The sequence below is a fragment of the Pseudomonas sp. GL-R-26 genome, assembly GCF_019947365.1.
In the GTDB taxonomy this organism is placed as follows: Bacteria; Pseudomonadota; Gammaproteobacteria; order Pseudomonadales; family Pseudomonadaceae; genus Aquipseudomonas.
In genome coordinates this window covers 158861-179827 of record NZ_JAGYGI010000013.1, presented here as the reverse complement: position 1 = coordinate 179827, position 20967 = coordinate 158861, and the positions used below count along the sequence as shown (strand labels likewise).

At 60.6% G+C, this 20967-nt stretch carries 18 protein-coding genes and 4 tRNA genes; 11 read left to right on the top strand and 11 right to left on the bottom strand.

Annotated features, from left to right (window positions below):
- Positions 1-8: 8 nt before the first annotated feature.
- Positions 9-1205 (bottom strand): amino acid aminotransferase, encoded by a 1197-nt coding sequence (locus KGA96_RS15905; protein WP_008050829.1) that lies wholly within the window; start codon positions 1203-1205, stop codon positions 9-11.
- A gap of 335 nt (positions 1206-1540) precedes the next feature.
- On the opposite strand from KGA96_RS15905, the gene uvrB reads away from it, so the two are divergent.
- Positions 1541-3556 carry an excinuclease ABC subunit UvrB gene (uvrB, locus tag KGA96_RS15900; protein WP_046038166.1) on the top strand — a complete coding sequence of 672 codons (2016 nt, stop codon included), beginning with the start codon at positions 1541-1543 and terminating at the stop codon, positions 3554-3556.
- Between the two features lie 133 nt (positions 3557-3689).
- Here uvrB and KGA96_RS15895 read toward each other — a convergent pair whose 3' ends face one another.
- Together KGA96_RS15895 and KGA96_RS15890 are read right to left on the bottom strand one after the other, a co-directional pair.
- Positions 3690-5180 carry an MDR family MFS transporter gene (locus KGA96_RS15895; RefSeq protein ID WP_185754739.1) on the bottom strand — a complete coding sequence of 497 codons (1491 nt, stop codon included), beginning with the start codon at positions 5178-5180 and terminating at the stop codon, positions 3690-3692.
- Positions 5181-5229: 49 nt separating this feature from the next.
- Positions 5230-6318, bottom strand: coding sequence for an HlyD family secretion protein (locus tag KGA96_RS15890; protein WP_046038168.1), 1089 nt, complete (start codon positions 6316-6318; stop codon positions 5230-5232).
- Between the two features lie 229 nt (positions 6319-6547).
- On the opposite strand from KGA96_RS15890, the gene gltX reads away from it, so the two are divergent.
- The 10 genes from gltX to KGA96_RS15840 all read left to right on the top strand — a co-directional run bounded on the left by gltX (position 6548) and on the right by KGA96_RS15840 (position 12533).
- Complete coding sequence (gene gltX, locus KGA96_RS15885) at positions 6548-8029, top strand: glutamate--tRNA ligase (protein WP_046038169.1); 1482 nt, start codon at positions 6548-6550, stop codon at positions 8027-8029.
- Positions 8030-8231: 202 nt separating this feature from the next.
- Positions 8232-8307: transfer RNA gene (locus KGA96_RS15880), tRNA-Ala, on the top strand.
- A 79-nt stretch (positions 8308-8386) separates the two neighbouring features.
- Positions 8387-8462, top strand: a tRNA-Glu gene (locus KGA96_RS15875).
- A 53-nt stretch (positions 8463-8515) separates the two neighbouring features.
- Positions 8516-8591: transfer RNA gene (locus KGA96_RS15870), tRNA-Ala, on the top strand.
- Between the two features lie 80 nt (positions 8592-8671).
- Positions 8672-8747 (top strand) — tRNA-Glu (locus KGA96_RS15865).
- Positions 8748-8932: 185 nt separating this feature from the next.
- The gene (locus KGA96_RS15860; RefSeq protein WP_008050839.1) at positions 8933-9472 is read left to right on the top strand and encodes a TetR/AcrR family transcriptional regulator; all 540 of its coding nucleotides are present in this window, start codon (positions 8933-8935) and stop codon (positions 9470-9472) included.
- Between the two features lie 29 nt (positions 9473-9501).
- A complete protein-coding gene (locus KGA96_RS15855) occupies positions 9502-10335 on the top strand; it encodes an alpha/beta fold hydrolase (RefSeq protein ID WP_046038170.1) in 834 nt (277 codons plus the stop codon).
- Between the two features lie 49 nt (positions 10336-10384).
- Positions 10385-10822: an acyl-CoA thioesterase gene (locus KGA96_RS15850; RefSeq protein WP_046038171.1), complete on the top strand. Its 438-nt coding sequence runs from the start codon at positions 10385-10387 to the stop codon at positions 10820-10822.
- 174 nt (positions 10823-10996) lie between these two features.
- On the top strand, positions 10997-11956 hold the full coding sequence (locus tag KGA96_RS15845; protein ID WP_223513554.1) for a tRNA dihydrouridine synthase: 960 nt from the start codon (positions 10997-10999) through the stop codon (positions 11954-11956).
- A gap of 130 nt (positions 11957-12086) precedes the next feature.
- Positions 12087-12533: an Hsp20 family protein gene (locus KGA96_RS15840; protein WP_090454216.1), complete on the top strand. Its 447-nt coding sequence runs from the start codon at positions 12087-12089 to the stop codon at positions 12531-12533.
- Between the two features lie 280 nt (positions 12534-12813).
- On the opposite strand, the gene KGA96_RS15835 is transcribed toward KGA96_RS15840, so the two are convergent.
- The 8 genes from KGA96_RS15835 to KGA96_RS15800 all read right to left on the bottom strand — a co-directional run bounded on the left by KGA96_RS15835 (position 12814) and on the right by KGA96_RS15800 (position 20698).
- Positions 12814-13746, bottom strand: coding sequence for a phosphatidate cytidylyltransferase (locus KGA96_RS15835; RefSeq protein ID WP_223513552.1), 933 nt, complete (start codon positions 13744-13746; stop codon positions 12814-12816).
- A 1-nt stretch (position 13747) separates the two neighbouring features.
- Positions 13748-14368, bottom strand: a complete 621-nt coding sequence (locus KGA96_RS15830; RefSeq protein WP_223513548.1) for a lysophospholipid acyltransferase family protein — start codon at positions 14366-14368, stop codon at positions 13748-13750.
- A 9-nt stretch (positions 14369-14377) separates the two neighbouring features.
- The gene (locus tag KGA96_RS15825; RefSeq protein ID WP_223513545.1) at positions 14378-14833 is read right to left on the bottom strand and encodes a hypothetical protein; all 456 of its coding nucleotides are present in this window, start codon (positions 14831-14833) and stop codon (positions 14378-14380) included.
- Entirely contained in the window at positions 14823-16166 is a 1344-nt protein-coding gene (locus tag KGA96_RS15820) for a phosphatase PAP2/dual specificity phosphatase family protein (RefSeq protein WP_223513542.1), read from the bottom strand. The genes KGA96_RS15825 and KGA96_RS15820 overlap by 11 nt, the downstream gene beginning before the upstream one ends.
- Complete coding sequence (locus KGA96_RS15815) at positions 16166-17920, bottom strand: bifunctional alpha/beta hydrolase/class I SAM-dependent methyltransferase (protein WP_223513539.1); 1755 nt, start codon at positions 17918-17920, stop codon at positions 16166-16168. The genes KGA96_RS15820 and KGA96_RS15815 overlap by 1 nt, the downstream gene beginning before the upstream one ends.
- A 10-nt stretch (positions 17921-17930) precedes the next feature.
- Positions 17931-18554: a CDP-alcohol phosphatidyltransferase family protein gene (locus tag KGA96_RS15810; protein ID WP_223513536.1), complete on the bottom strand. Its 624-nt coding sequence runs from the start codon at positions 18552-18554 to the stop codon at positions 17931-17933.
- A gap of 69 nt (positions 18555-18623) precedes the next feature.
- Entirely contained in the window at positions 18624-19238 is a 615-nt protein-coding gene (locus KGA96_RS15805) for a hypothetical protein (protein WP_223513533.1), read from the bottom strand.
- Positions 19235-20698 (bottom strand): PAAR domain-containing protein, encoded by a 1464-nt coding sequence (locus KGA96_RS15800; RefSeq protein ID WP_223513530.1) that lies wholly within the window; start codon positions 20696-20698, stop codon positions 19235-19237. Before KGA96_RS15800 ends, KGA96_RS15805 begins: the two co-directional genes overlap by 4 nt.
- Positions 20699-20967: the final 269 nt, after the last annotated feature.

Genomic DNA, 20967 nt, shown 5'->3' with positions numbered 1-20967 from the left:
AGGCGTAATCAGATGACCTGGACGATAGCGTCCGTCACAACCTTGATGTTGCTCTGGTTCAGTGCGGCCACGCAGATGCGGCCGGTGTCCAGCGCGTAGATGCCGAACTCGTTGCGCAGACGGTGAACTTGCTCAACCGTCAGACCGGAGTACGAGAACATGCCGCACTGACGACCGACGAAGCTGAAATCGCGCTGAGGCGCTTTTTGTGCCAACAGGTCGACCATCTGGGTACGCATGCCGCGAATGCGCAGGCGCATTTCGGCCAGTTCGGCTTCCCACTGGGCGCGCAGTTCCGGGCTGTTCAGCACCGCAGCGACAACGCTGGCACCGTGGGTCGGCGGGTTGGAGTAGTTGGTGCGGATCACGCGTTTGACTTGCGACAACACACGCGCGCTTTCTTCTTTCGATTCGCTGACGATCGACAGGGCCCCAACGCGCTCGCCGTACAGCGAGAACGACTTGGAGAACGAGCTGGAGGCGAAGAAAGTCAGGCCCGACTCAGCAAACAGGCGTACGGCGGCGGCGTCTTCGTCGATGCCATCGCCAAAGCCCTGGTAGGCCATGTCGAGGAATGGCACGTGGCCTTTGGCTTTGACGACTTCCAGGACGTTTTTCCAGTCCGCCGGGCTCAGGTCCACGCCGGTCGGGTTGTGGCAGCAGGCGTGCAGCACAATGATCGAGCCGTTTGGCAGCGCGTTCAGGTCTTCCAGCATGCCGGTACGGTTCACGTCGTGGGTCGCGGCGTCGTAGTAACGGTAGTTCTGTACAGGGAAACCGGCGGTTTCGAACAGCGCGCGGTGGTTTTCCCAGCTTGGGTCGCTGATCGCCACGACGGCGTTCGGCAGCAGTTGCTTGAGGAAGTCGGCACCGATCTTCAGTGCGCCAGTACCGCCAACGGCCTGGGTGGTGATGACGCGGCCAGCGGCGATCAGCGGCGAATCATTGCCGAACAGCAATTTCTGCACAGCCTGGTCGTAGGCGGCGATGCCGTCGATTGGCAGGTAGCCACGGGAAACGTGTTGAGCGGCGCGAATGGTTTCGGCTTCGACAACGGCGCGCAGGAGTGGAATTCGCCCCTCCTCGTTGCAGTAAACACCGACTCCCAGGTTGACTTTGTTGGTCCGGGTATCGGCGTTGAATGCTTCGTTGAGGCCCAGGATTGGATCGCGTGGTGCCATTTCGACAGCGGAGAACAGGCTCATTATTGCGGCGGCTCTGAATGGAGTGTGGAGGGACGTGTCGCGCTCCAGCCGAATGCACTAGAGCGGTGCACAAACGGGGAGCTAGTATAGAGGCCATCGGCGATGGCTGGCGACAGGCGAATCAGCATTTCGGGTAAGTTTTTCCGATTATTTCTCGACCGGTAGTCGATTGGCGTCGGCAAAGGTTTTGCGCGATGTAGGACGTTTGCCTTGAAAGCGCTGGCAATCGGCTCCACATTGAGCACAATCCAGTTTTTTCTTCGGGCGACATCGGTCGTTTGCGGTCTTTCTCGTTCGTGCCGTTTATACCGGCAAGAGTGAACCAGAGGTATTTCATGTCTGAATTCCAGCTAGTCACCCGTTTCGAGCCCGCCGGCGATCAGCCGGAAGCCATCCGCCTGATGGTCGAGGGCATCGAAGCCGGGCTGGCGCACCAGACGCTGCTCGGTGTGACCGGCTCGGGCAAGACCTTCAGCATCGCCAACGTGATCGCCCAGGTACAGCGCCCGACCCTGGTGCTGGCGCCGAACAAGACGCTGGCGGCGCAGTTGTACGGTGAGTTCAAGGCGTTCTTCCCGAACAACGCCGTGGAATATTTCGTTTCCTACTACGACTACTACCAGCCGGAAGCCTACGTGCCGTCCTCGGACACCTTCATCGAGAAGGATGCGTCGATCAACGACCACATCGAGCAGATGCGTCTGTCGGCGACCAAGGCATTGCTTGAGCGCAAGGACGCGATCATCGTCACCACAGTGTCCTGCATCTACGGTCTGGGCAGCCCGGAAACCTATTTGAAGATGGTGTTGCACGTAGATCGCGGCGACCGGCTCGATCAGCGCGAATTGCTGCGACGCCTGGCCGACCTGCAATACACCCGCAACGACATGGATTTTGCCCGTGCGACCTTCCGCGTGCGTGGCGACGTGATCGATATCCACCCGGCGGAATCCGATTTCGAGGCGATCCGCATCGAACTGTTCGACGATGAAGTGGAAAGCCTGTCGGCGTTCGATCCGCTGACCGGCGAAGTCATTCGCAAGCTGCCGCGCTTCACTTTCTACCCGAAGAGCCACTACGTGACGCCACGGGAAACCCTGATGGGCGCGGTCGAAGGCATCAAGGTCGAGTTGCAGGAGCGCCTGGAATACCTGCGCTCCAACAACAAACTGGTGGAAGCCCAGCGCCTGGAGCAGCGCACCCGTTTCGACCTGGAGATGATCCTCGAGCTGGGTTACTGCAACGGCATCGAAAACTACTCGCGCTATCTGTCCGGCCGCGAAGCCGGCGCGGCGCCACCAACCCTTTACGACTACCTGCCGGCCGATGCCTTGCTGGTGATCGACGAGTCCCACGTCAGCGTTCCGCAGGTTGGCGCCATGTACAAGGGCGACCGCTCGCGCAAGGAAACCCTGGTCGAATACGGTTTCCGCCTGCCTTCGGCCCTGGACAACCGGCCGATGCGTTTCGATGAGTGGGAAAGCATCAGCCCGCAGACGATTTTCGTCTCGGCGACCCCGGGCAACTATGAAGCCGAGCACGCCGGGCGCGTCATTGACATGGTGGTGCGCCCGACCGGGCTGGTGGACCCACAAATCGAGATCCGCCCGGCACTGACCCAGGTCGACGACTTGCTGTCGGAAATCAGCAAGCGCGTCGCTCTGGAAGAGCGGGTACTCGTCACCACGCTGACCAAGCGCATGGCCGAGGATTTGACCGATTACCTGGCCGACCACGGCGTGCGCGTGCGTTACCTGCACTCGGACATCGACACCGTGGAGCGGGTCGAGATCATCCGCGACCTGCGCCTCGGCACCTTCGATGTGCTGGTGGGCATCAACCTGTTGCGTGAAGGCCTGGACATGCCGGAAGTCTCGCTGGTGGCGATCCTCGATGCCGACAAGGAAGGCTTCCTGCGTTCCGAGCGCTCGCTGATCCAGACCATCGGCCGGGCGGCGCGTAACCTCAATGGTCGGGCGATTCTCTACGCCGACCGGATTACCGGTTCCATGGAGCGGGCCATTGGTGAAACCGAGCGCCGTCGCGACAAGCAGATCGCCTTCAACCTGGCCAATGGCATCACCCCCAAAGGCGTGTTCAAGGACGTTGCCGACATCATGGAAGGCGCCACTGTGCCCGGTTCGCGCAGCAAGAAGCGCAAGGGCATGGCCAAGGCTGCCGAGGAAAACGCCCGGTACGAAGCCGAACTGCGCTCACCGGGCGAGATCGCCAAGCGTATCAAAGCCCTGGAAGAGAAGATGTATCAGCTTGCTCGGGATCTTGAGTTCGAAGCGGCGGCGCAGATGCGCGACGAGATTACCAAGTTGCGCGAGCGGTTGATCACTGTTTGATTTGCGGTGACTGGAGCGGCCTCATCGCGAGCAGGCTCGCTCCTACAGTTGATCGAGTTGTCATGACCGGCGCGGTCCAATGTGGGAGCGATCCTGCTCGCGAAGGGGCCAGTCTTGGCACCACAATACTTGACTAGTGCGCCTCACCCGCCTTCAACCCCTGCGGCAATTTCTTGGTCAGCAACACCGCCACCATGCTGATCCCCAGCGCAATCCCGACAAAGTGAAACGCATCGTTATAGGCCATGATCGACGCCTGTTGGTGGGCGATCTCGCTGAGTTTGCCCAGTGCTGCCGTTTCATTGCCCAGCCGGTCGGCCAGCGAGGCGATCCGTTCAGCCACCTGCGGATTGCTCGGCACGATGGATTCACGCAGGTAGTCAAAGTAAACCTTGGTCCGCGCATCCAGCAGCGTGGCGAGCAGGGCGATGCCGATGGCGCCGCCGAGGTTGCGCAGGATGTTGAACAGGCTCGAGGCCGATCCCGCATCCTGGGGCAGGATGTAGGCGGTGGCGATCAGCGAGATGGTGACCATGATCAGCGGCTGCCCCAGGGCGCGGATGATCTGGATCTGATTGAACTGCGGCCCGGCAAAGTCCGGGTTCAGCACGCCCGAAGAGAAACTCGCCAACCCGAACAGCCCGAAGCCCAAGGTGCACAGCCATTTCGGCGAGATGAACTTCATCAGCTTCGGCACCAACGGAATCAGGAACAGCTGTGGCACGCCCATCCACATGATCACTTCACCGATCTGCAGGGCGTTGTAGTTCTGGATCTGCGCCAGGTACAGCGGCAACAGGTAGATCGAACCGTACAGCCCGACCCCCATCCCGACGCTGGAAATACTGGATAACCCGAAGTTGCGGTTGCCGAGGATGCCGAGATTGATCAGCGGATTGGGTTTGGAAAACTGCACGATCACAAAGGTGATCAGGCTGACCAGCGCGATGCTGCCCAGTGTCACGATCAGGTTCGACTCCAGCCAGTCCTTGCGATGGCCTTCCTCCAGAAACACCTGCAAGCAACCGAGCCCGACGCCGAGGGTGAGAATGCCGGCGTAGTCGGTGCTTTTCAGCAATTCCCAGTGGGCTTCTTTTTTCTCCAGGCCGTACATCAGGCCGGCGATCATGATCAGGCCGGGCGGGATGTTGATGTAGAAAATGTATTCCCAGCCCCAGTTCTCCGTCAGCCAGCCGCCGAGGGTAGGGCCGATGGACGGGGCGAAGGTGGCGGTCATGGCGAACATGGCCATGCCTTTGGCGCGGTGGTGTTCCGGGAGCTTGATCAAGGTCAGGGTGAACGCCAGCGGAATCAGCGCGCCACCGGTAAAGCCTTGCAGGGCGCGGAATACGATCATGCTTTCCAGGCTCCACGCCATGGAGCAGAGCAGGGACGCGGCCAGGAACCCGAGTGACACCCAAACCGCCAGGCGCCGGGCCGACAGCAACTGCACGAGCCAGGCGGTGAGGGGGATCATGATGATTTCCGCCACCAGGTATGAGGTGGAAATCCACGAGCCTTCTTCCAGCGTTGCAGATAGCGCGCCCTGGATATCCTTGAGCGAGGAGTTGGTGATCTGGATGTCCAGCACCGCCATGAACGCACCGAGCATCACGCTCATCACCGCAATCCAGTCCCGCCGGGTCGGTTCGCCGACCGGGCGGATCAGTTGATCACCGGCCATCGTCAGGGGCGTCTTTGTGGCTCACTTTGGGGATGACATCTTCAGGGGCGTCCTTGATGTTCACCTTGGCGGTGACCGACATGCCCGGGCGGATCTTGCCGCGTAGCGGATTGTCCGCGGCGAAGGTCAGTTTGACCGGAATCCGTTGGACGACTTTGGTGAAGTTGCCCGTGGCATTGTCCGGCGGCAACAGGCTGAACTGCGCCCCCGAGGCGGCGAACAGGCTGTCGACCCGGGCCTTGATCGGCGTGTCGCTGTAGGCGTCGAAGGTCAGCTCGGCTTCCTGGCCGGGCTGCATGTGGCCAATCTGGGTTTCCTTGAAGTTGGCCTGAATCCAGATGTCTTCGTCCGGCACGATCGACAACAGGTAGGCGCCGGCCTGCACGTATTGGCCTTCGCGGGCTGCACGCTGGCCGATCAGGCCGCTGATGGGCGCGTGGATTTCGCTGCGGGTCAGGTTCAGTTCGGCCTGGGCCAGGTCGGTTTTTGCGTTGGCGATCTGCGCGTCGAGGCGTTTGATCTCCGCAGTCAGCGCATTGACCTGCTGGCGCTGACCTTGCGCGTCGGCCTGGGCCTTGGCCACTTGCGAGCGGGCGATGTGGTTGTCGGCGGAGAGCGAGGTCACCCGTTCTTCCGAAATAAAGCCTGGTTTGCGCAAGGTTTCGGCGCGGGTCAGGTCGATCTGCGAGCGACCCAGGCTGGCCTGGCTGGACGCGACTTGCGCTTCGCTGGCGGCAATCAGGCTGGCCTGCTGGGTCAGTTTGCTCTGGGCTTGCAGGCGCTCGGCCTCGCGAGTGGCCAGGGCGGCATTGGCGCGGTCGACAGCGAGGCGGAAGTCGTCGCCTTCGAGTTTGACCAGCAACTGGCCTTTCTCGACATGCTGGTTGTCCTGCACTAGCACCTGGTCGATGCGCGCGCCCAATTGGCTCGACACGCGGGTGATCTCGCCCTGGACATAAGCATTGTCGGTGCTTTCATAAAAGCGCCCTTTGAACAGCCAATGGGCAAACAGGCCCCCGGCAATCAACAGGACAATCAGCAGGAACGAGAAGAGGCGACGCTTGAGTTGGGCAGGCATGGGCAAACTGTAGTCGAGAAATTGTAAGGGAAGTTATCAGCAGGCAAATCTGGCATACAGCCGATAAGCGGTAAATGCCGTCGGCTGATATTTGGCCTTTCACCTCCCGATACGGGCGTTACAGACGCAACCTTGGCTTAAATGCCCTGTTCGCTGGAGCCGGGCGGGTGTCGCCTGTTACCATTCGCGCCTTGTTTGAACTTCGCTTTTATTCTTTTCGAGACATGCCATGACCACCGTCCGCACTCGCATCGCGCCATCGCCTACCGGGGATCCCCACGTAGGTACCGCCTACATCGCCTTGTTCAACTATTGCTTTGCCAAGCAGCACGGCGGTGAGTTCATCCTGCGGATCGAAGACACCGACCAACTGCGTTCGACCCGCGAGTCCGAACAGCAGATTTTCGACGCCTTGCGCTGGCTGGGGATCGACTGGAGCGAAGGCCCGGATGTCGGCGGCCCGCACGGTCCTTACCGTCAGAGCGAGCGCGGCGATATTTATCAGAAGTATTGCCAGCAACTGGTCGAGATGGGCCATGCCTTCCCGTGCTTCTGCACCGCCGAAGAGCTGGACCAGATGCGCGCCGAGCAGATGGCCCGCGGTGAAACCCCGCGTTACGACGGCCGTGCGCTGCTGCTGTCCAAGGAAGAAGTCGACCGTCGCCTGGCGGCTGGTGAGCCCCATGTCATCCGGATGAAAGTACCGAGCGAAGGCGTCTGCGTGGTGCCGGACATGCTGCGCGGCGACGTTGAAATCCCGTGGGACCGCATGGATATGCAAGTCCTGATGAAGACCGACGGCCTGCCGACCTACTTCCTGGCCAACGTGGTCGACGACCACCTGATGGGCATCACCCACGTATTGCGTGGCGAAGAATGGCTGCCATCGGCACCGAAGCTGATCCTGCTGTACGAATACTTCGGCTGGGAACAACCGGAGCTGTGCTACATGCCGCTGCTGCGTAACCCGGACAAGAGCAAGCTGTCCAAGCGCAAGAACCCGACCTCGGTGACCTTCTACGAGCGCATGGGCTTCATGCCCGAAGCGATGCTCAACTACCTGGGCCGCATGGGCTGGTCGATGCCGGACGAGCGCGAGAAGTTCTCGCTGCAGGAAATGGTCGACAACTTCGATCTCAAGCGCGTGTCCCTGGGCGGGCCGATCTTCGACATCGAGAAGCTGTCGTGGCTCAACGGCCAGTGGCTGCGCGACCTGCCGGTGGAAGAGTTCGCCACGCGGGTGCAGAAGTGGGCGTTCAATTCCGAATACATGATGAAGATCGCGCCGCACGTGCAGGGCCGGGTCGAAACCTTCAGCCAGGTGGCACCCCTGGCCGGGTTCTTCTTTGCCGGTGGCGTGAACCCCGATGCCAAGCTGTTCGAATCCAAGAAACTCTCGGGCGATCAGGTTCGTCAGTTGATGCAGTTGATCCTGTGGAAGCTCGAAAGCCTGCGTCAGTGGGAGAAGGACAGCATCACCGCGACCATTCAGGCGGTGGTCGAATCCCTGGAGCTGAAGCTGCGTGATGCCATGCCGCTGATGTTCGCTGCGATCACCGGCCAGGCCAGCTCGGTGTCGGTGCTCGATGCGATGGAAATCCTCGGGCCGGACCTGACCCGTTTCCGTCTGCGCCAGGCCATTGACCTGCTGGGCGGCGTGTCGAAGAAAGAAAACAAGGAGTGGGAAAAGCTGTTGGGCGCTATCGCCTGAGCACGCCTGACTCTGCGGTAGCCGTCGGAGGCCGGGATCTTTTGTTCCTGTCCTCCGGCGTTTTCCCCCGAACTTATGGGGCGAGGGCGGTAAGTGGTTGTTATGTCGGCAAAAAATTTTAAATTTTTTGAAAAATAAGTTTGACAGGCTTTCGATACGCCCTTAAGATTCGCCCCGTCCTCAGCGATGACATCAACGATGAGGGGCTATAGCTCAGCTGGGAGAGCGCTTGCATGGCATGCAAGAGGTCGACGGTTCGATCCCGTCTAGCTCCACCAATTTACACTTCAAGGCTTGGCCACACCGGTCTTGAAGCGATCAGCACTCAGCGTTGATCAGTTGTATAGAAGGGTTTGCGTCCCCTTCGTCTAGTGGCCTAGGACACCGCCCTTTCACGGCGGTAACAGGGGTTCGAGTCCCCTAGGGGACGCCAGTTTTACAGAAGCGATGTTGCAAGATGTCGCTCCGCCGCGAGGCGAAAAATCCGGGGCTATAGCTCAGCTGGGAGAGCGCCTGCATGGCATGCAGGAGGTCAGCGGTTCGATCCCGCTTAGCTCCACCAATTTTACAGTTCAAGGTCTGGCCACACCGGCCTTGAATCGATCAGCACTCAGCACTGATCAGTTGTATAGAAGGGTTTGTGTCCCCTTCGTCTAGTGGCCTAGGACACCGCCCTTTCACGGCGGTAACAGGGGTTCGAGTCCCCTAGGGGACGCCACGATTACCCGCTCTGCGGGATTTTATAAGGGTCATTCAATTATTGAATGGCCCTTTTGTTTGTCTGGCGTTTGGCCAAATTCCCCCATTTCCAAAAAAACTGTTCTTCAGACCAGCGGTCACCCCCATGACTTGCTAAAATTTATTATGAGAATAATATTTCAATCGTAATATTCGGAGGCAACGATGAACGATAAAAAAGCTCAAACCCGCGAACGCATCCTCAAGGCTGCCAGCGCAGCGCTGATTCAGCGCGGCCCGGCCGAGCCAAGTGTGGGCGAAGTGATGGGCGCGGCGGGCCTGACGGTCGGCGGCTTCTACGCCCACTTCGAAAGCAAGGACGCGATGATGCTCGAGGCGTTCAGGCAATTGCTCGGTCACCGCCGTGACCTGATTGCCGACATGGATGCGCAGTTGACCGGCGAAGAGCGCCGCGCGCTGGTGGCAGCGTTTTATCTGTCGCGCAAGCACCGTGATTCCTCCGAATCAGCCTGTCCGATCCCGGCATCGGTCGGCGAACTGGGGCGGCTGCCGGAAGCGTTTCGTGTCGCGCTCAATGAGCATGTGGAATTGATGGTCGCGCAGTTGGCGGCCAGCCCTGAGGAAACCGAAAAAGCCCTGGCCGACATGGCCTTGATGGTGGGTGGGCTGGCTCTGGCGCGGGCGCTGGGGCCGGGAGAGTTGTCCGATCGATTACTGCGCGCCGCCAAATCGGCAGTGCGTTGACCTGAAGGCTGCGGCCTGAGGAGAATGCGATGAGCGCGTTAAAGTGGGTTCGTGGCGTTAATGGCACCTTGGGCTGGTTTGCCCCGAAACTGGTCGCAAGCAAAATGCGACAGGCGTTCATGACGCCACGGGATCTGCCGCTGCGTGACTGGGAGCTGCCGCTGTTGGCGAAGTCCGAGCGGATCACCCTGCGATTCGGCCTCTCGGCCTTGCGCTGGGGCCAGGGCCCGGCAGTATTGCTGATGCATGGTTGGGAAGGACGGCCGACGCAGTTTGCCAGCCTCATCACCGCACTGGTCGATGCCGGTTACTCGGTCGTGGCCCTGGATGGTCCGGCCCACGGTCGCTCACCGGGCAGTGAGGCGAATGTGGTGCTGTTCGCCCGCGCCATGCTTGAAGCAGCCGCCGAACTGCCACCCCTGCAAGCGGTCATCGGTCACTCCATGGGCGGCGCCAGTGCGATGCTCGCGGTCCAGTTGGGCTTGCGCACCGAAACCCTGGTCTCCATTGCCGCTCCGGCGCGAATTCTCGGCGTGTTGCGTGGTTTTGCCCGCTATGTCGGGCTGCCACCGAAGGCCCGCTCGGCGTTCATTCGCCAGGTCGAGCAAGACGTCGGCATGCGAGCCGCGACGCTGGATGTCGCACACTATCAGCTCGACATGCCCGGTCTGATTGTCCACGCCGAAGACGACAACCTTGTCTCGGTGAAGGAATCCCAGCTGATTCACGAAGCCTGGTTCGACAGCCGCTTGTTGCGTTTGAAGGACGGAGGTCATCAGCGAGTGCTGGCCGACCCGCGGGTGATCGATGGCGTGTTATCACTGCTGGCCGGGCGCAGTCTGCAATCACGCCAATCCGCCTGAGCTTCCGTTACACTGCCCCGGTCGAAATTATCTGACCAGGGAGTCGGGCATGGGCTGGGATCGGGAAACGCCGTTCATCATTGATCTGCAAGTGAGCGCCGAGGACATTGACGGGTTGGGGCACGCGAACAACGCGGTCTACGTGACCTGGCTCGAACGCTGTGCCTGGCGCCACTCCCAGCGCCTTGGCCTGGACCTGGTCGAATATCGGCGGCTGGACCGGGCGATGGCGGTGGTGCGTCACGAGATCGATTACCTGGCGGCAGCCTATGAGGACGATGAGTTGCAATTGGCGACCTGGATCGTCGATTGGGATCAGCGCCTGAAAATGACCCGGCACTTCCAGTTGATCCGCCCCAGCGACAACACCACGCTATTGCGCGCGCAGACCACGTTCGTTTGCATCGAGCTGTCTACCGGCAAGCCCAAGCGCATGCCGACGGAGTTCATCGAGGGCTATGGTCCGGCGTTGCAAATCCCGGCCTGACACGGCCCTGTGGCGAGGGAGCTTGCTCCCGTTAGAGTGCGCAGCACTCTTCATTTGCAGGGGGACCGCTTCGCGCTCCAGCGGGAGCAAGCTCCCTCGCCACAAAGGTATGCGCAAGTCTTTCGCTCGATAATCCAGTAAACTGCCGCACGTTTTTCCTCGAGTGTGTTTTTCATGCAAATTGCTTTGGCGCCCATGGAGGGGTTGGTCGACGACATCCTGCGCGATGTGCTGACCCGCGTGGGTGGTATTGACTGGTGCGTGACCGAGTTCATTCGGGTAAACGACCAGTTGCTCACACCTGCCTATTTCCACAAGTTCGGCCCGGAGTTGCTCAACGGTGCCCGGACAGCCTCCGGTGTGCCGCTGCGTGTGCAATTGCTCGGTTCCGATCCTGTGTGCCTGGCGGAAAATGCCGCACTGGCCTGCGAGCTGGGTTCCGAAGTGATCGACCTGAACTTCGGCTGTCCGGCCAAGACCGTCAACAAATCCCGTGGTGGCGCGGTATTGCTCAAGGAACCCGAGCTGCTCAACCAGATTGTCGAAACTGTCCGTCGTGCCGTCCCCGCGCACATTCCGGTCACCGCCAAGATGCGCCTGGGTTTCGACAGCCCGGACGGTTCGCTGGTGTGTGCCACGGCCCTGGCCGAAGGCGGCGCCGAGCATATCGTGGTGCACGCGCGGACCAAGGTCGACGGCTACAAGCCGCCGGCGCACTGGGAGTGGATTCCGCGGGTGCAGGACGTGGTCAAGGTGCCGGTGTTCGCCAATGGCGACATCTGGAGCGTCGAAGACTGGCGGCGTTGCCGCGAGATCAGCGGCGTGGAAGACATCATGCTCGGTCGCGGCCTGGTTTCGCGTCCGGATCTCGCCCGGCAGATCGCCGCGGCTCGGGCCGGTGAAGAAGTGGTCGAGATGACCTGGGCCGAGCTGCTGCCGCTGATCCAGGACTTCTGGCTGCAAGCCAAGGCGCAGATGACGCCACGCCAGTCGCCGGGTCGCCTGAAGCAATGGCTGGCGATGCTGACCCGCAATTATCCCGAGGCGGTGGAGCTCTTTACCGTCCTGCGGCGTGAGACCGAACTAGATAACGTCTCGCGCTTGCTGGGGCTGCCGGTGGCGGAAGCGGCCTGAAGTTCTCTAAAAAAAACAGAAAATAATCTCTTGAAATGCAATCAGCGGTCCCTATCTAAGGGTTACGCGATGCCGAATTCGGGTCGCGGAGACAAAAAAACTTGCTGATTGTTTTCAGGAGATTTGAACCATGAGTACTGCATTTTCCCTGGCCCCACTGTTCCGTTCCTCGGTAGGTTTCGACCGTTTCAACGACCTGTTCGAAACCGCCCTGCGCAATGAGCCAGGCAGCACCTACCCACCCTACAACGTGGAAAAACACGGTGACGATCAATACCGCATCGTCGTAGCCGCCGCCGGTTTCCAGGAAGATGACCTGGAACTGCAAGTCGAGAAGGGTGTGCTGACCATCAGTGGTGGCAAGCGTGACGCTAACGAGGGCGTGACCTTCCTGCACCAGGGCATTGCCCAGCGTGCGTTCAAGCTGTCCTTCCGTCTGGCGGACCACATCGAGATCAAGGCTGCCGACCTGAGCAACGGTCTGTTGAGCATCGACCTGCTGCGGGTGATTCCGGAAGAGGCGAAAGCCAAGCGCATCCCGATCAACGGGACGCAGAAACCGGCTCTGCAACATTGAGTCGAGCCTGATGCCGGGTGTTGAGATTGATCAAACGGCCGGCTAAAACAAAAAAGACCCCGACTTGTCGGGGTCTTTTTTTTACGTTCTCTGGCTTGGAGATCACGCGGTCTCCTGTAGGAGCCAGCTTGTCGGGTCGCCGCATCGTGGCGATGGTCGTTAACTAACGCGTGTGACCTGGATAAACGCGGCGCATTTGAATCCATCGCCGGCAAGCCGGCTCCTACAGATGTTGCGTTATCGGTGTTTCCCTGGATTGCGTGAAGAACCCTTTTTGCGTTCAAGTCCAGCCGTAGCGCACCAGATGAAAGAAGATAGGTGCGGCAAAACACACCGAGTCCAGCCGGTCGAGCATGCCGCCGTGGCCTTCGATCATGTGCCCCCAATCCTTCACGCCCCGGTCGCGTTTGATCGCCGACATCACGATGCCGCCGGCGAACCCCAGCAAGTTGATCAGCAGGGCGATGAACAGTGACTGCCAGGCCGTGAAGGGGGTGATCCACCACAAGGCGCAGCCGATCAGCGAGGCCAGCAGAATGCCGCCGACAAAGCCTTCCACGGTTTTCGACGGCGACAGTTTTGGCGCGATCTTGCGTTTGCCGAACAGCTTGCCGCACACGTATTGCAGCACATCTGACATCTGCACCACGATCACCAGGTAGGCGATCAACAGCAGGTTACGACCTTCATAGCCGGCGATGTCCAGGGTCAGCAGCGCGGGCACGTGGGACACGCAGAACACCGCGATCATCAGACCCCACTGGACCTTCGAGGCGCGCTCGAGGAAGTGTGTGCTGTCGCCGCCCAGGGATGCGAGGATCGGTAGCAGCAAAAACACGTAGACCGGGATGAAGATCGAAAACAGCCCGTACCAATCGTAGTAAATCAACAGGTATTGCAATGGCAGCGCCAGGTAGAACGCCGCCACCAGGGCCGGGTAGTCGCTGCCACGGGTCGGCGTGAGGGTCATGAATTCGCGCAGGGCGTAGAACGACACCATGTAGAACAGCAGGATCACCGCGGTGGTGCCGAGCCAGAAGGCAACCCCGATCACCAACACCATCACCCACCAGGCGTTGATGCGGGCGTTGAGGTTGTCGATCACCGGGTTGGCAGTGCCCCGGGTGCGTCGCTTGAGTACGAAACCGATCAGCGAGGCCAGCAGCAGAAACGCGCCGATACCTGCGAACAACATCAAGGTCTGTCTGTCCATGTCAGGCATGCTCCCCGGCCAGGTTCAGCAGCGCTTCGCGACTGCGCTCGAGAAACTGCGCCTTGCTTTCCTCTTCGCCCACGGTCAGCGCGGCGCCAAAGCTGATGGTGCACAGCAGCGGTAGCGGCAGCACGCGCCCCTTGGGCATGACGCGGTTGAGATTGGCGATCCACACCGGGATCAATTGCGCCTGTGGGTACTGTTTCGCCAGGTGGTACAGCCCGCTTTTGAACGGCAGCAGGCCGTCTTCGGGATTGCGCGTGCCTTCGGGGAAGATGATCAGCGAATCACCGTTTGCCAGGGCATCGAGCATCGGTTGCAACGGGTTCTCGGCATTGTCCTTGCGCTCGCGGTCAATCAGCACGCCATTGAACACCCGGTTGATGATGTACCGGCGCAGGGGGCTTTTGAGCCAGTAGTCGGCGCCGGCGACCGGTCGGGTGATGTCGCGCAAGGTCGGCGGCAGCGATGCCCACAGCAGCACGAAATCGCCATGGCTGCTGTGGTTGGCAAAGTAGATGCGTTGCACTGTTTGCGGCGCGCAACCGAGCCACAGGCTGCGGGCGCCGGTCAGGAGGCGCGCGGCAGAGGTGATGAGGGTGGCAACCACGGGTTCCAGCATGAGAACTCCTTATCCGGCAAAGTTCAGCCAAGGGTCGGCCAGGATGAAAAACAGGGTCAACAGCACCTGTGCCGCCACCAGCAGCGCCTGGCGGCGCAACAGCTTCAGGGCGCCGAAGATACGTTCGCTCCAGGGGCGGCCGCCATGCTCGGCGGGCTGCAGATTCAGCGTTGTCAGGGCTTGATCCAGGACCAGCGTGTGCTCGGGAAGGTTTTCAGCTCGCTCGGCAAGGCGTTGGAACAGATCGGCATCGAAAGCCACCCGCAGCGCCCAGTATTTTTGCCCCAGGCCGAGCAACAGCAACCCACAGCTGCAGGTCGCGCTCCAGAACCTCTGGTCGTCCAGGAGAGACTGGCTCAGGCCGAGCAAGGCGCCCAACAGGGTAAGCCCGCTGGAAAGTCGATCCAGTGAGCTACCACGACGCAACAGACTGGCTGTCACATATAACTGCATATCAATGGACACGGCTGACCTCTCTGTTTTGCGATAGTTGTTCCAGCACTTGGCGGTGGCGAGCACCGAGGACAATCCCCGGGCGTGCGCGCTGGATCAGCACAACGGCTTCTTCGACACTGACGGCTCGCCCGGTATGCAGCAACCAGGCGGCCACTGCGGTGGCGCTGCGCGAGTAGCCCAGGGCACAGCTGACCAGCAATGGCCCTTGCTGACGCAGGCTTTCGATGGACTGCGCGGCTTCCTCGCATTGCGCGGCATTGAGTACCGTCAGATCCAGGACAGGCAATGAGCGGTAGGTGACGGAACCCGGGTTGAGCGAGAGTTCGGCACACAGGTCGACCACTGCAGTAAAGGCGCTGTCTTCGAGTTCCTGACGAGTCGGTATGCGCCCGAGCCAGACGTTGTCGAGTACCAGGTCAGGATCCGGATTCTTGCGGGTCCACAGGCGCGAGTTGAGCCAGGCCGCGGCCAGATAGGGGGCCAGTAGCCAGCGGGCGGCGGCTGACAGGCGTCCATTGGCACGTTTTTGAAAGCCGCCCGCGCCCAGCACGGTGTAATTGAGCGCCACCAGCAGCAGCGCCAGCGCCGGCCAGAGCAACCACAGCCAGATTCCCCCCAAGGAAAAAGCCGGGACAGTGAAAGTCGCCGCCCCCAGCAGGTAAAACAGTGCCAGTTTCCAGCGTTTCCCCCGTGGCGCCAGACGCGCGGTTTGCAGGACGGAGGAACCCTCCAGCGGCCACAACCAGACACACAGCCAGCCGAGCAAGGCCCCGGTGGGCAGATCGATGAAGTGGTGCTGATAAGTGGTCAGTACCGAGATCCCGATCAGGGCGAACCAGCCATGCATCACCGTGCGCCAGATGCCCTGCAAGTGCCGCTGATAGCAGGCCCACAGGATCACCAGCAAGGCGATGTGCAGCGATGGCGCCTGATTGAACGGCTTGTCAAAGCCGGCGAGGACATCGAACAGCCAGCCAAACACGCCATCCAGTTCAGGCCGGGCGAAAGTGAAGCGCAGCGGCCAGATCAGAAAGCAACTGACGGCAATCACCTGCGCTGTCAGCAGGCGCAAGGCATGACGTTTCAGTTCTTCGCGGCTGCGCGGCAGCAGCAGGGACAAGCCGTACAACAGATCGATGGACCAGTACGGGACAATGGTCCAGGCCCAGAAAGGCATATGGCTTTCCCAGCCGAACACCAGGCTGCCGACATCGTCGCGCTGAGTGGTGACCCAGGTGGCGAAACCATAAGTGCCGAAAAACAGCGGCGCCAGCAGCAATAGCCAGAGCACCGCCGGTTTGAGCAAGCCAGGCTCACGTACTGTCGTTGCAGTTAACAACATCACGACACCCGTTGCGCGAGGGCCACGCTGAAGATGCCCCACTCATCGACGCGCAGGTCGATCCTGCGAAAGCCGGCGGCCCCCACCAGTTGGTCCATTTCCGCCTGGGTGCGGCGGCGCATGACCCAGGCCTGACCTTCGCGGTGGCTGGTCAGGGCGCGGGCGATCAGTTCCAGCTGTGGATGCCAGGGTTGACCGGTATAGACCAGATAGCCACCGGGCTCGACGGCTTCGGCCAGCCCGGCGAGGGAAGCGCTGACCATTTGATTGTCGGCGAACAATTCGTACAAACCGGATACCACTGCCAGGGTCGGCTTGGGGGCCAGTGCGGCCAGGTCTGCGCGGTCGAAGGCATCGCCCTTGACGAATCGAGCGATCCCTTCCAGGCCTTTTTCGCGGATCAGCGCACTGCCGTCGCGCACATTGATGTCGCTGTAGTCGCGCAACAGAATTGATTCGGGCAGCGGGCTGACGCCCTGCAAGGCTTCGAGAATGTAGCGCCCGTGGCCGGCGGCGATATCGACGATGCGCACCTCGCGTCCCTCGTTGCGCAATTGCTGCATGGCCAGGCGCAGCAGCTCTTCGACATGCAGCTTGCGCTGGCGAATGCCGCGCCAGCCGATGGAGTCCAGGTAATTGCGGTCGACCAGGCGGCCGAGACCGGATGTGCCGGTGGGGGTATTGCGGTAGACGTAGTCGAGGGTGCTGCCGGAGTCGAACCCGGTGTCGAACCCCAGCTTGATCCCCGACGACAACTGACTGCCCAGGCGCATGCTGGCGCGAGTCATACGCCAGTACAGATCACGCAGAGAGTTGTGTGGCAGCGGCGCGGCCAGCGATTCGGATTCGGCGCAGGTCAGGCCCAGCCGATCGGCGGCCAGCAGGGAAGGGCGGGCGCCTGGTTGTGAGAAGTTCTGCAGGATGAAGCGGCGTGCACTGGCGACGGCGGGGCCGCGATTTTTTTCGCCCAAGGTGTCGTGGAAGAACCCCGGCAGCACATGTTTTTCCTTGTTCAGGCTGCCCAGGCGATCGAAGAACTGTTCCTGTGGTTGGCGATGCACGACGAAATCGGCAGCGGAAATCAGCAACTGAACCGGTACCTGAATCGCCTGCGCATCGGCTACGACCCGCTCGGCAGCTTCGTAGAGACCGAGCAAGACATTCACGGAAATGGCCTTGGTGATCAGCGGGTCGTTGTCGTAACTGGCAACGCGTTGCGGGTCATGACTGAGAAAGCGCGCCTTGACGTAGCTGTTGACGAAAAAGTTGCCGCGCCACTTGCGCATCAGCGCCAGCCCCTGGCGGGCGAAAGGCACATAGAGCTTGACCTTGAACGCCGGCGACGCCAGTACCAGCGAGCGTATGCGCGGCGCGTAGTCGTGGGCCCAGGTGGCCACAATTACCGCGCCGACGCTCTGGGCGATCACCGCGAGATTTTCCTCGTCGATCTGGTAAGTCGTCTTCAGGTGCTCGCAGAAGGTCTGCACGTCGCGCACGCTGGTGGCAAAGCCCGGGCTGTCGCCGCGAGCGCCCGGCGAAAGGCCATGGCCGCGGGCATCCCAGGCAAAGAAGTCGTAGCCGGGCAGGTCCAGTTCATCCACCAGGTGGGCAATGCGCCCGGAGTGCTCATGGCCGCGATGAAACAACAGCACGGCCTTGCGTGGTTCGTCCGGTGCAGGATTGCCTGGCCAGTATCGGTAGAACAGATCCACACCATCATCGGTGGTGAATGTTTGTTGGCGAGCTTCGCGCATTGCCAATTCCTTAGGCTGAAGAGCCGTCTTGTTGTACTTCCTTGAGGCCCTGGCGGACCCGGTTGACCAGTGTGCAAAGCAACAGAACTGCAATGATCGTGAACACCCCATTGATCCAGAAGGCGTTGATCCAGCCCACCGCGATACCGGCGGCCACAACCCCCAGCACGAAAGCCCGATCACTCTTGCCCATGGGCCCGTCGTAGCGCCGCGAGGCACCGACCATCGGCCCCAGCACGCCGCTGTACTCGCTGAACAACGCGAGCAGGGTCACCAGCAGCACCAGCCACAGGCTGACGTCCGGCAGCAGGGCAAAAGGCAGGATCAGGGCACAGTCGGCGGCAATATCGCAAAGCTCATTGAGGTAGGCGCCCAGGCGCGACTGTTGGCCGAACTCCCGAGCCAGCATGCCGTCGATGGCGTTGAGCGCCATGCGCACGATCATCCAGACCGGTACCAGCACGAACACCCAGGGGTGATGCACGAAACCGGCGATCACCGCGCCCACCAGCACCGAGCCAATACCCGCCAGCAGCGTGATCTGGTTGGCGGTGGTGCCGTTGTCGAACAACCGTTGGACCAGTGGGCGCAGGAGATTTTGGAAGGCAGGTTTGATCTGGTAGATGCTGGGCACGTTGATGGGGTCTCAGCCAGTGACAGGGGATATGGAAGATGAGTGTAGATGCCAACCTGTGAAGCCGGATCAAGGGTTAGTCCATGGCGTGGCCAGTGCCAGCGTGATGAGGTAGCGTTCTTCCGTGGGGCGCTTTTTGTCCTTGAAACGTCCGACTACCAGCATCACTTGATATTGGTTGCCCGCATGCCAATAAGTTTTGCCGCCTTTGCTCACGTCCCGTAATTGGGCTCGCCACTGAGGGGTGTCGGCGAATGATGGGAAGTAAGCGAGCTTAATGGGTGTCCAGCCAGCGTCGCGCCATTGCTCCTGTAGGTCCAGTACGACCTTGAGGGTGTCGTCGAGCAACAGTGGTTCGACTTGTGGGGATATGCGGACACCGTCGATCAACTCATCATCGAAACCGATGGTGAAAAAGCGGGCCAATGGGGTAACAAAACCGTATTGGGGATCAATGAAACGCAGACGCGCATCGGAACTCGGCATGCTGAACCATGAGCGTCCCGGGATTGCTGGGCCAATGCTTGCGCTGGAGCGCTGGCGCATATCTTCCCAAGGCTCGCCAATCATCAACGCAATTTCTGGCTCATCCGACAGGACTTGAACCGCCGCTGCTGTCAGGAGGGTCGCGACGGCCAGTACCAACACTCCACGTCGCCAACCCACACGATGCATCAATTTCATCGTACGCCCCCACCCCAGGCGATTTCGCGAATCGACTGTTCAATCTGGTCGCGCTGGTCACTATGCAGCAGATCGTCAAATTGCGCCGCAGCCTTGAGCACAAAGGCCATGCGCTGGTTGATATCAGCCAGGTTGGCAATGAGGCTGTTGCCAAAACCGATGGTGCGTCCGTCCTCGACAGGACGACATTGGCTGGCCAGGGTCAACTCGATGGCTTGAGCGGCGCCGGAAGGAAAGTTGGTGACGTAGGAGGCATGGTTGCCGCGCAGTAACCATTTCAGACCGCTGTCGTCGTACATCGCCGGCTGCAGGATATTCTGCTGTTCGTGCTTGGCAAGATGTTCAACACTTTTGGCGATGTTGCCAGCATCAATTGCCTCAAAGGCTTGGAGGATTTCCTTGTGGTCCGCTCCGAACTTCAGCGTTTCCTGCCCAACCGGCCACAACACCGGATGTTGGCCATGCCCGTAAATGTTGCTACGTGATTCTAGACAAACCTTGAGCGCCTCTAACCCCCGCTCCGCATAAAACACATGCAACGGATACACATCCAGGAACAGCGTGGTATTACCCATGGCCAACATCTCGTGCACAAACCGGTACATCCGTTGCGCAAGGGGCAACGCACTATCAACCCCCCAATGAGTAAAACCCCACACCGGGTTGTCACGGTTGGCCTGTTCATAGTCCCGTTGGCGCTGTTCAAACTCCCTTATTGCCGCCCGCTTTTCACGCTCACTGGGGTTGAGCAATCCGGCCAGCCCTTTTCGGGAGCTGTCCCTCAACTGCTGCATCGTCTCTTCTTCAGCCTGCATCTTGTCGATCGACTCGGCCGCGTGCAGCAGGCCGCAGCCCACCTGCTTGGAGGCAAAGGCCGCCAGCCCCGCCCACTGGAAGCGCTGATCATGACGCCACAACTGCGCGTACGCTGCGTTGATTGCCTTGTTGCGCGCTTTCGGGTCGGTGATCAGCCTGCCACCCGGCGCCACGACGTTTTCGACCCGTTGCTGGTAGCCGCGCCAGAGGTTCTCGCAGGCCGTTCCCGGCCGTTCGCTGAAGGTCGGCGTGGCAGTCTTCGCTGCCGAAGCAGGCCCGGACTGGCGAGGCGCGACCGGATTGGCAGGGGCAGGAGGAGTCGCGGGTTGAGGGACGGCCCTGGCTGTGGGGGGCGCTGGAGTAGCCTGAGAGATATAGCTGGTTATCGTAATCGAATGCTGCAGCGTGGCTTTGCAGGGACAACTGCTGACACTGTCCAACGTGCCGGCTACGGGCCTGCCGTGACTGTCAATGAACGAGACACCACCCTGGATTTGAAAGAATTCGCTGCTCTTGCCGCAAGACACCCGGTCCCCTTCGCGGGCATGGGCGAAGCCAAACATCGTGATGCGGGTATCGCCCTCCAGCACCTCGCCGCCGCAGCTGGTCTTATCGCCCTTGCGAATGAAATATCCCTTGGCCATTGCATCAACTCCTGTTTTTTCGCGACTTGAGCGAGCCGCTCCAAAGGGCCCGCCAGCAAGCACATGGTGCCGGCTCTCGAGTGAAAATCGAGGCATGGCAACGTGCGGCGCACAGGGTCAGCGCCGGAGAAATAAACGTAAATAGGATGTTTCCGAGATGCGTGTAGGAAATGGGGATGAATGGCTTTTTTCAACGGTCGTACGACGATTAGGGTGATGGAGCCGCGTTTTTCCAATCAGCACGCGTAATCGTTAGCGTACATCGCGAG

What these genes read in the sequence shown, in the direction of transcription:
- KGA96_RS15905 (WP_008050829.1), bottom strand. Translation starts at nt 1,205, where the DNA reads ATGAGCCTGTTCTCCGCTGTCGAAATGGCACCACGCGATCCAATCCTG.
- uvrB (WP_046038166.1), top strand. Translation starts at nt 1,541, where the DNA reads ATGTCTGAATTCCAGCTAGTCACCCGTTTCGAGCCCGCCGGCGATCAG.
- KGA96_RS15890 (WP_046038168.1), bottom strand. Translation starts at nt 6,318, where the DNA reads ATGCCTGCCCAACTCAAGCGTCGCCTCTTCTCGTTCCTGCTGATTGTC.
- gltX (WP_046038169.1), top strand. Translation starts at nt 6,548, where the DNA reads ATGACCACCGTCCGCACTCGCATCGCGCCATCGCCTACCGGGGATCCC.
- KGA96_RS15860 (WP_008050839.1), top strand. Translation starts at nt 8,933, where the DNA reads ATGAACGATAAAAAAGCTCAAACCCGCGAACGCATCCTCAAGGCTGCC.
- KGA96_RS15855 (WP_046038170.1), top strand. Translation starts at nt 9,502, where the DNA reads ATGAGCGCGTTAAAGTGGGTTCGTGGCGTTAATGGCACCTTGGGCTGG.
- KGA96_RS15850 (WP_046038171.1), top strand. Translation starts at nt 10,385, where the DNA reads ATGGGCTGGGATCGGGAAACGCCGTTCATCATTGATCTGCAAGTGAGC.
- KGA96_RS15845 (WP_223513554.1), top strand. Translation starts at nt 10,997, where the DNA reads ATGCAAATTGCTTTGGCGCCCATGGAGGGGTTGGTCGACGACATCCTG.
- KGA96_RS15840 (WP_090454216.1), top strand. Translation starts at nt 12,087, where the DNA reads ATGAGTACTGCATTTTCCCTGGCCCCACTGTTCCGTTCCTCGGTAGGT.
- KGA96_RS15835 (WP_223513552.1), bottom strand. Translation starts at nt 13,746, where the DNA reads ATGGACAGACAGACCTTGATGTTGTTCGCAGGTATCGGCGCGTTTCTG.
- KGA96_RS15830 (WP_223513548.1), bottom strand. Translation starts at nt 14,368, where the DNA reads ATGCTGGAACCCGTGGTTGCCACCCTCATCACCTCTGCCGCGCGCCTC.
- KGA96_RS15820 (WP_223513542.1), bottom strand. Translation starts at nt 16,166, where the DNA reads ATGTTGTTAACTGCAACGACAGTACGTGAGCCTGGCTTGCTCAAACCG.
- KGA96_RS15815 (WP_223513539.1), bottom strand. Translation starts at nt 17,920, where the DNA reads ATGCGCGAAGCTCGCCAACAAACATTCACCACCGATGATGGTGTGGAT.
- KGA96_RS15805 (WP_223513533.1), bottom strand. Translation starts at nt 19,238, where the DNA reads ATGAAATTGATGCATCGTGTGGGTTGGCGACGTGGAGTGTTGGTACTG.
- KGA96_RS15800 (WP_223513530.1), bottom strand. Translation starts at nt 20,698, where the DNA reads ATGGCCAAGGGATATTTCATTCGCAAGGGCGATAAGACCAGCTGCGGC.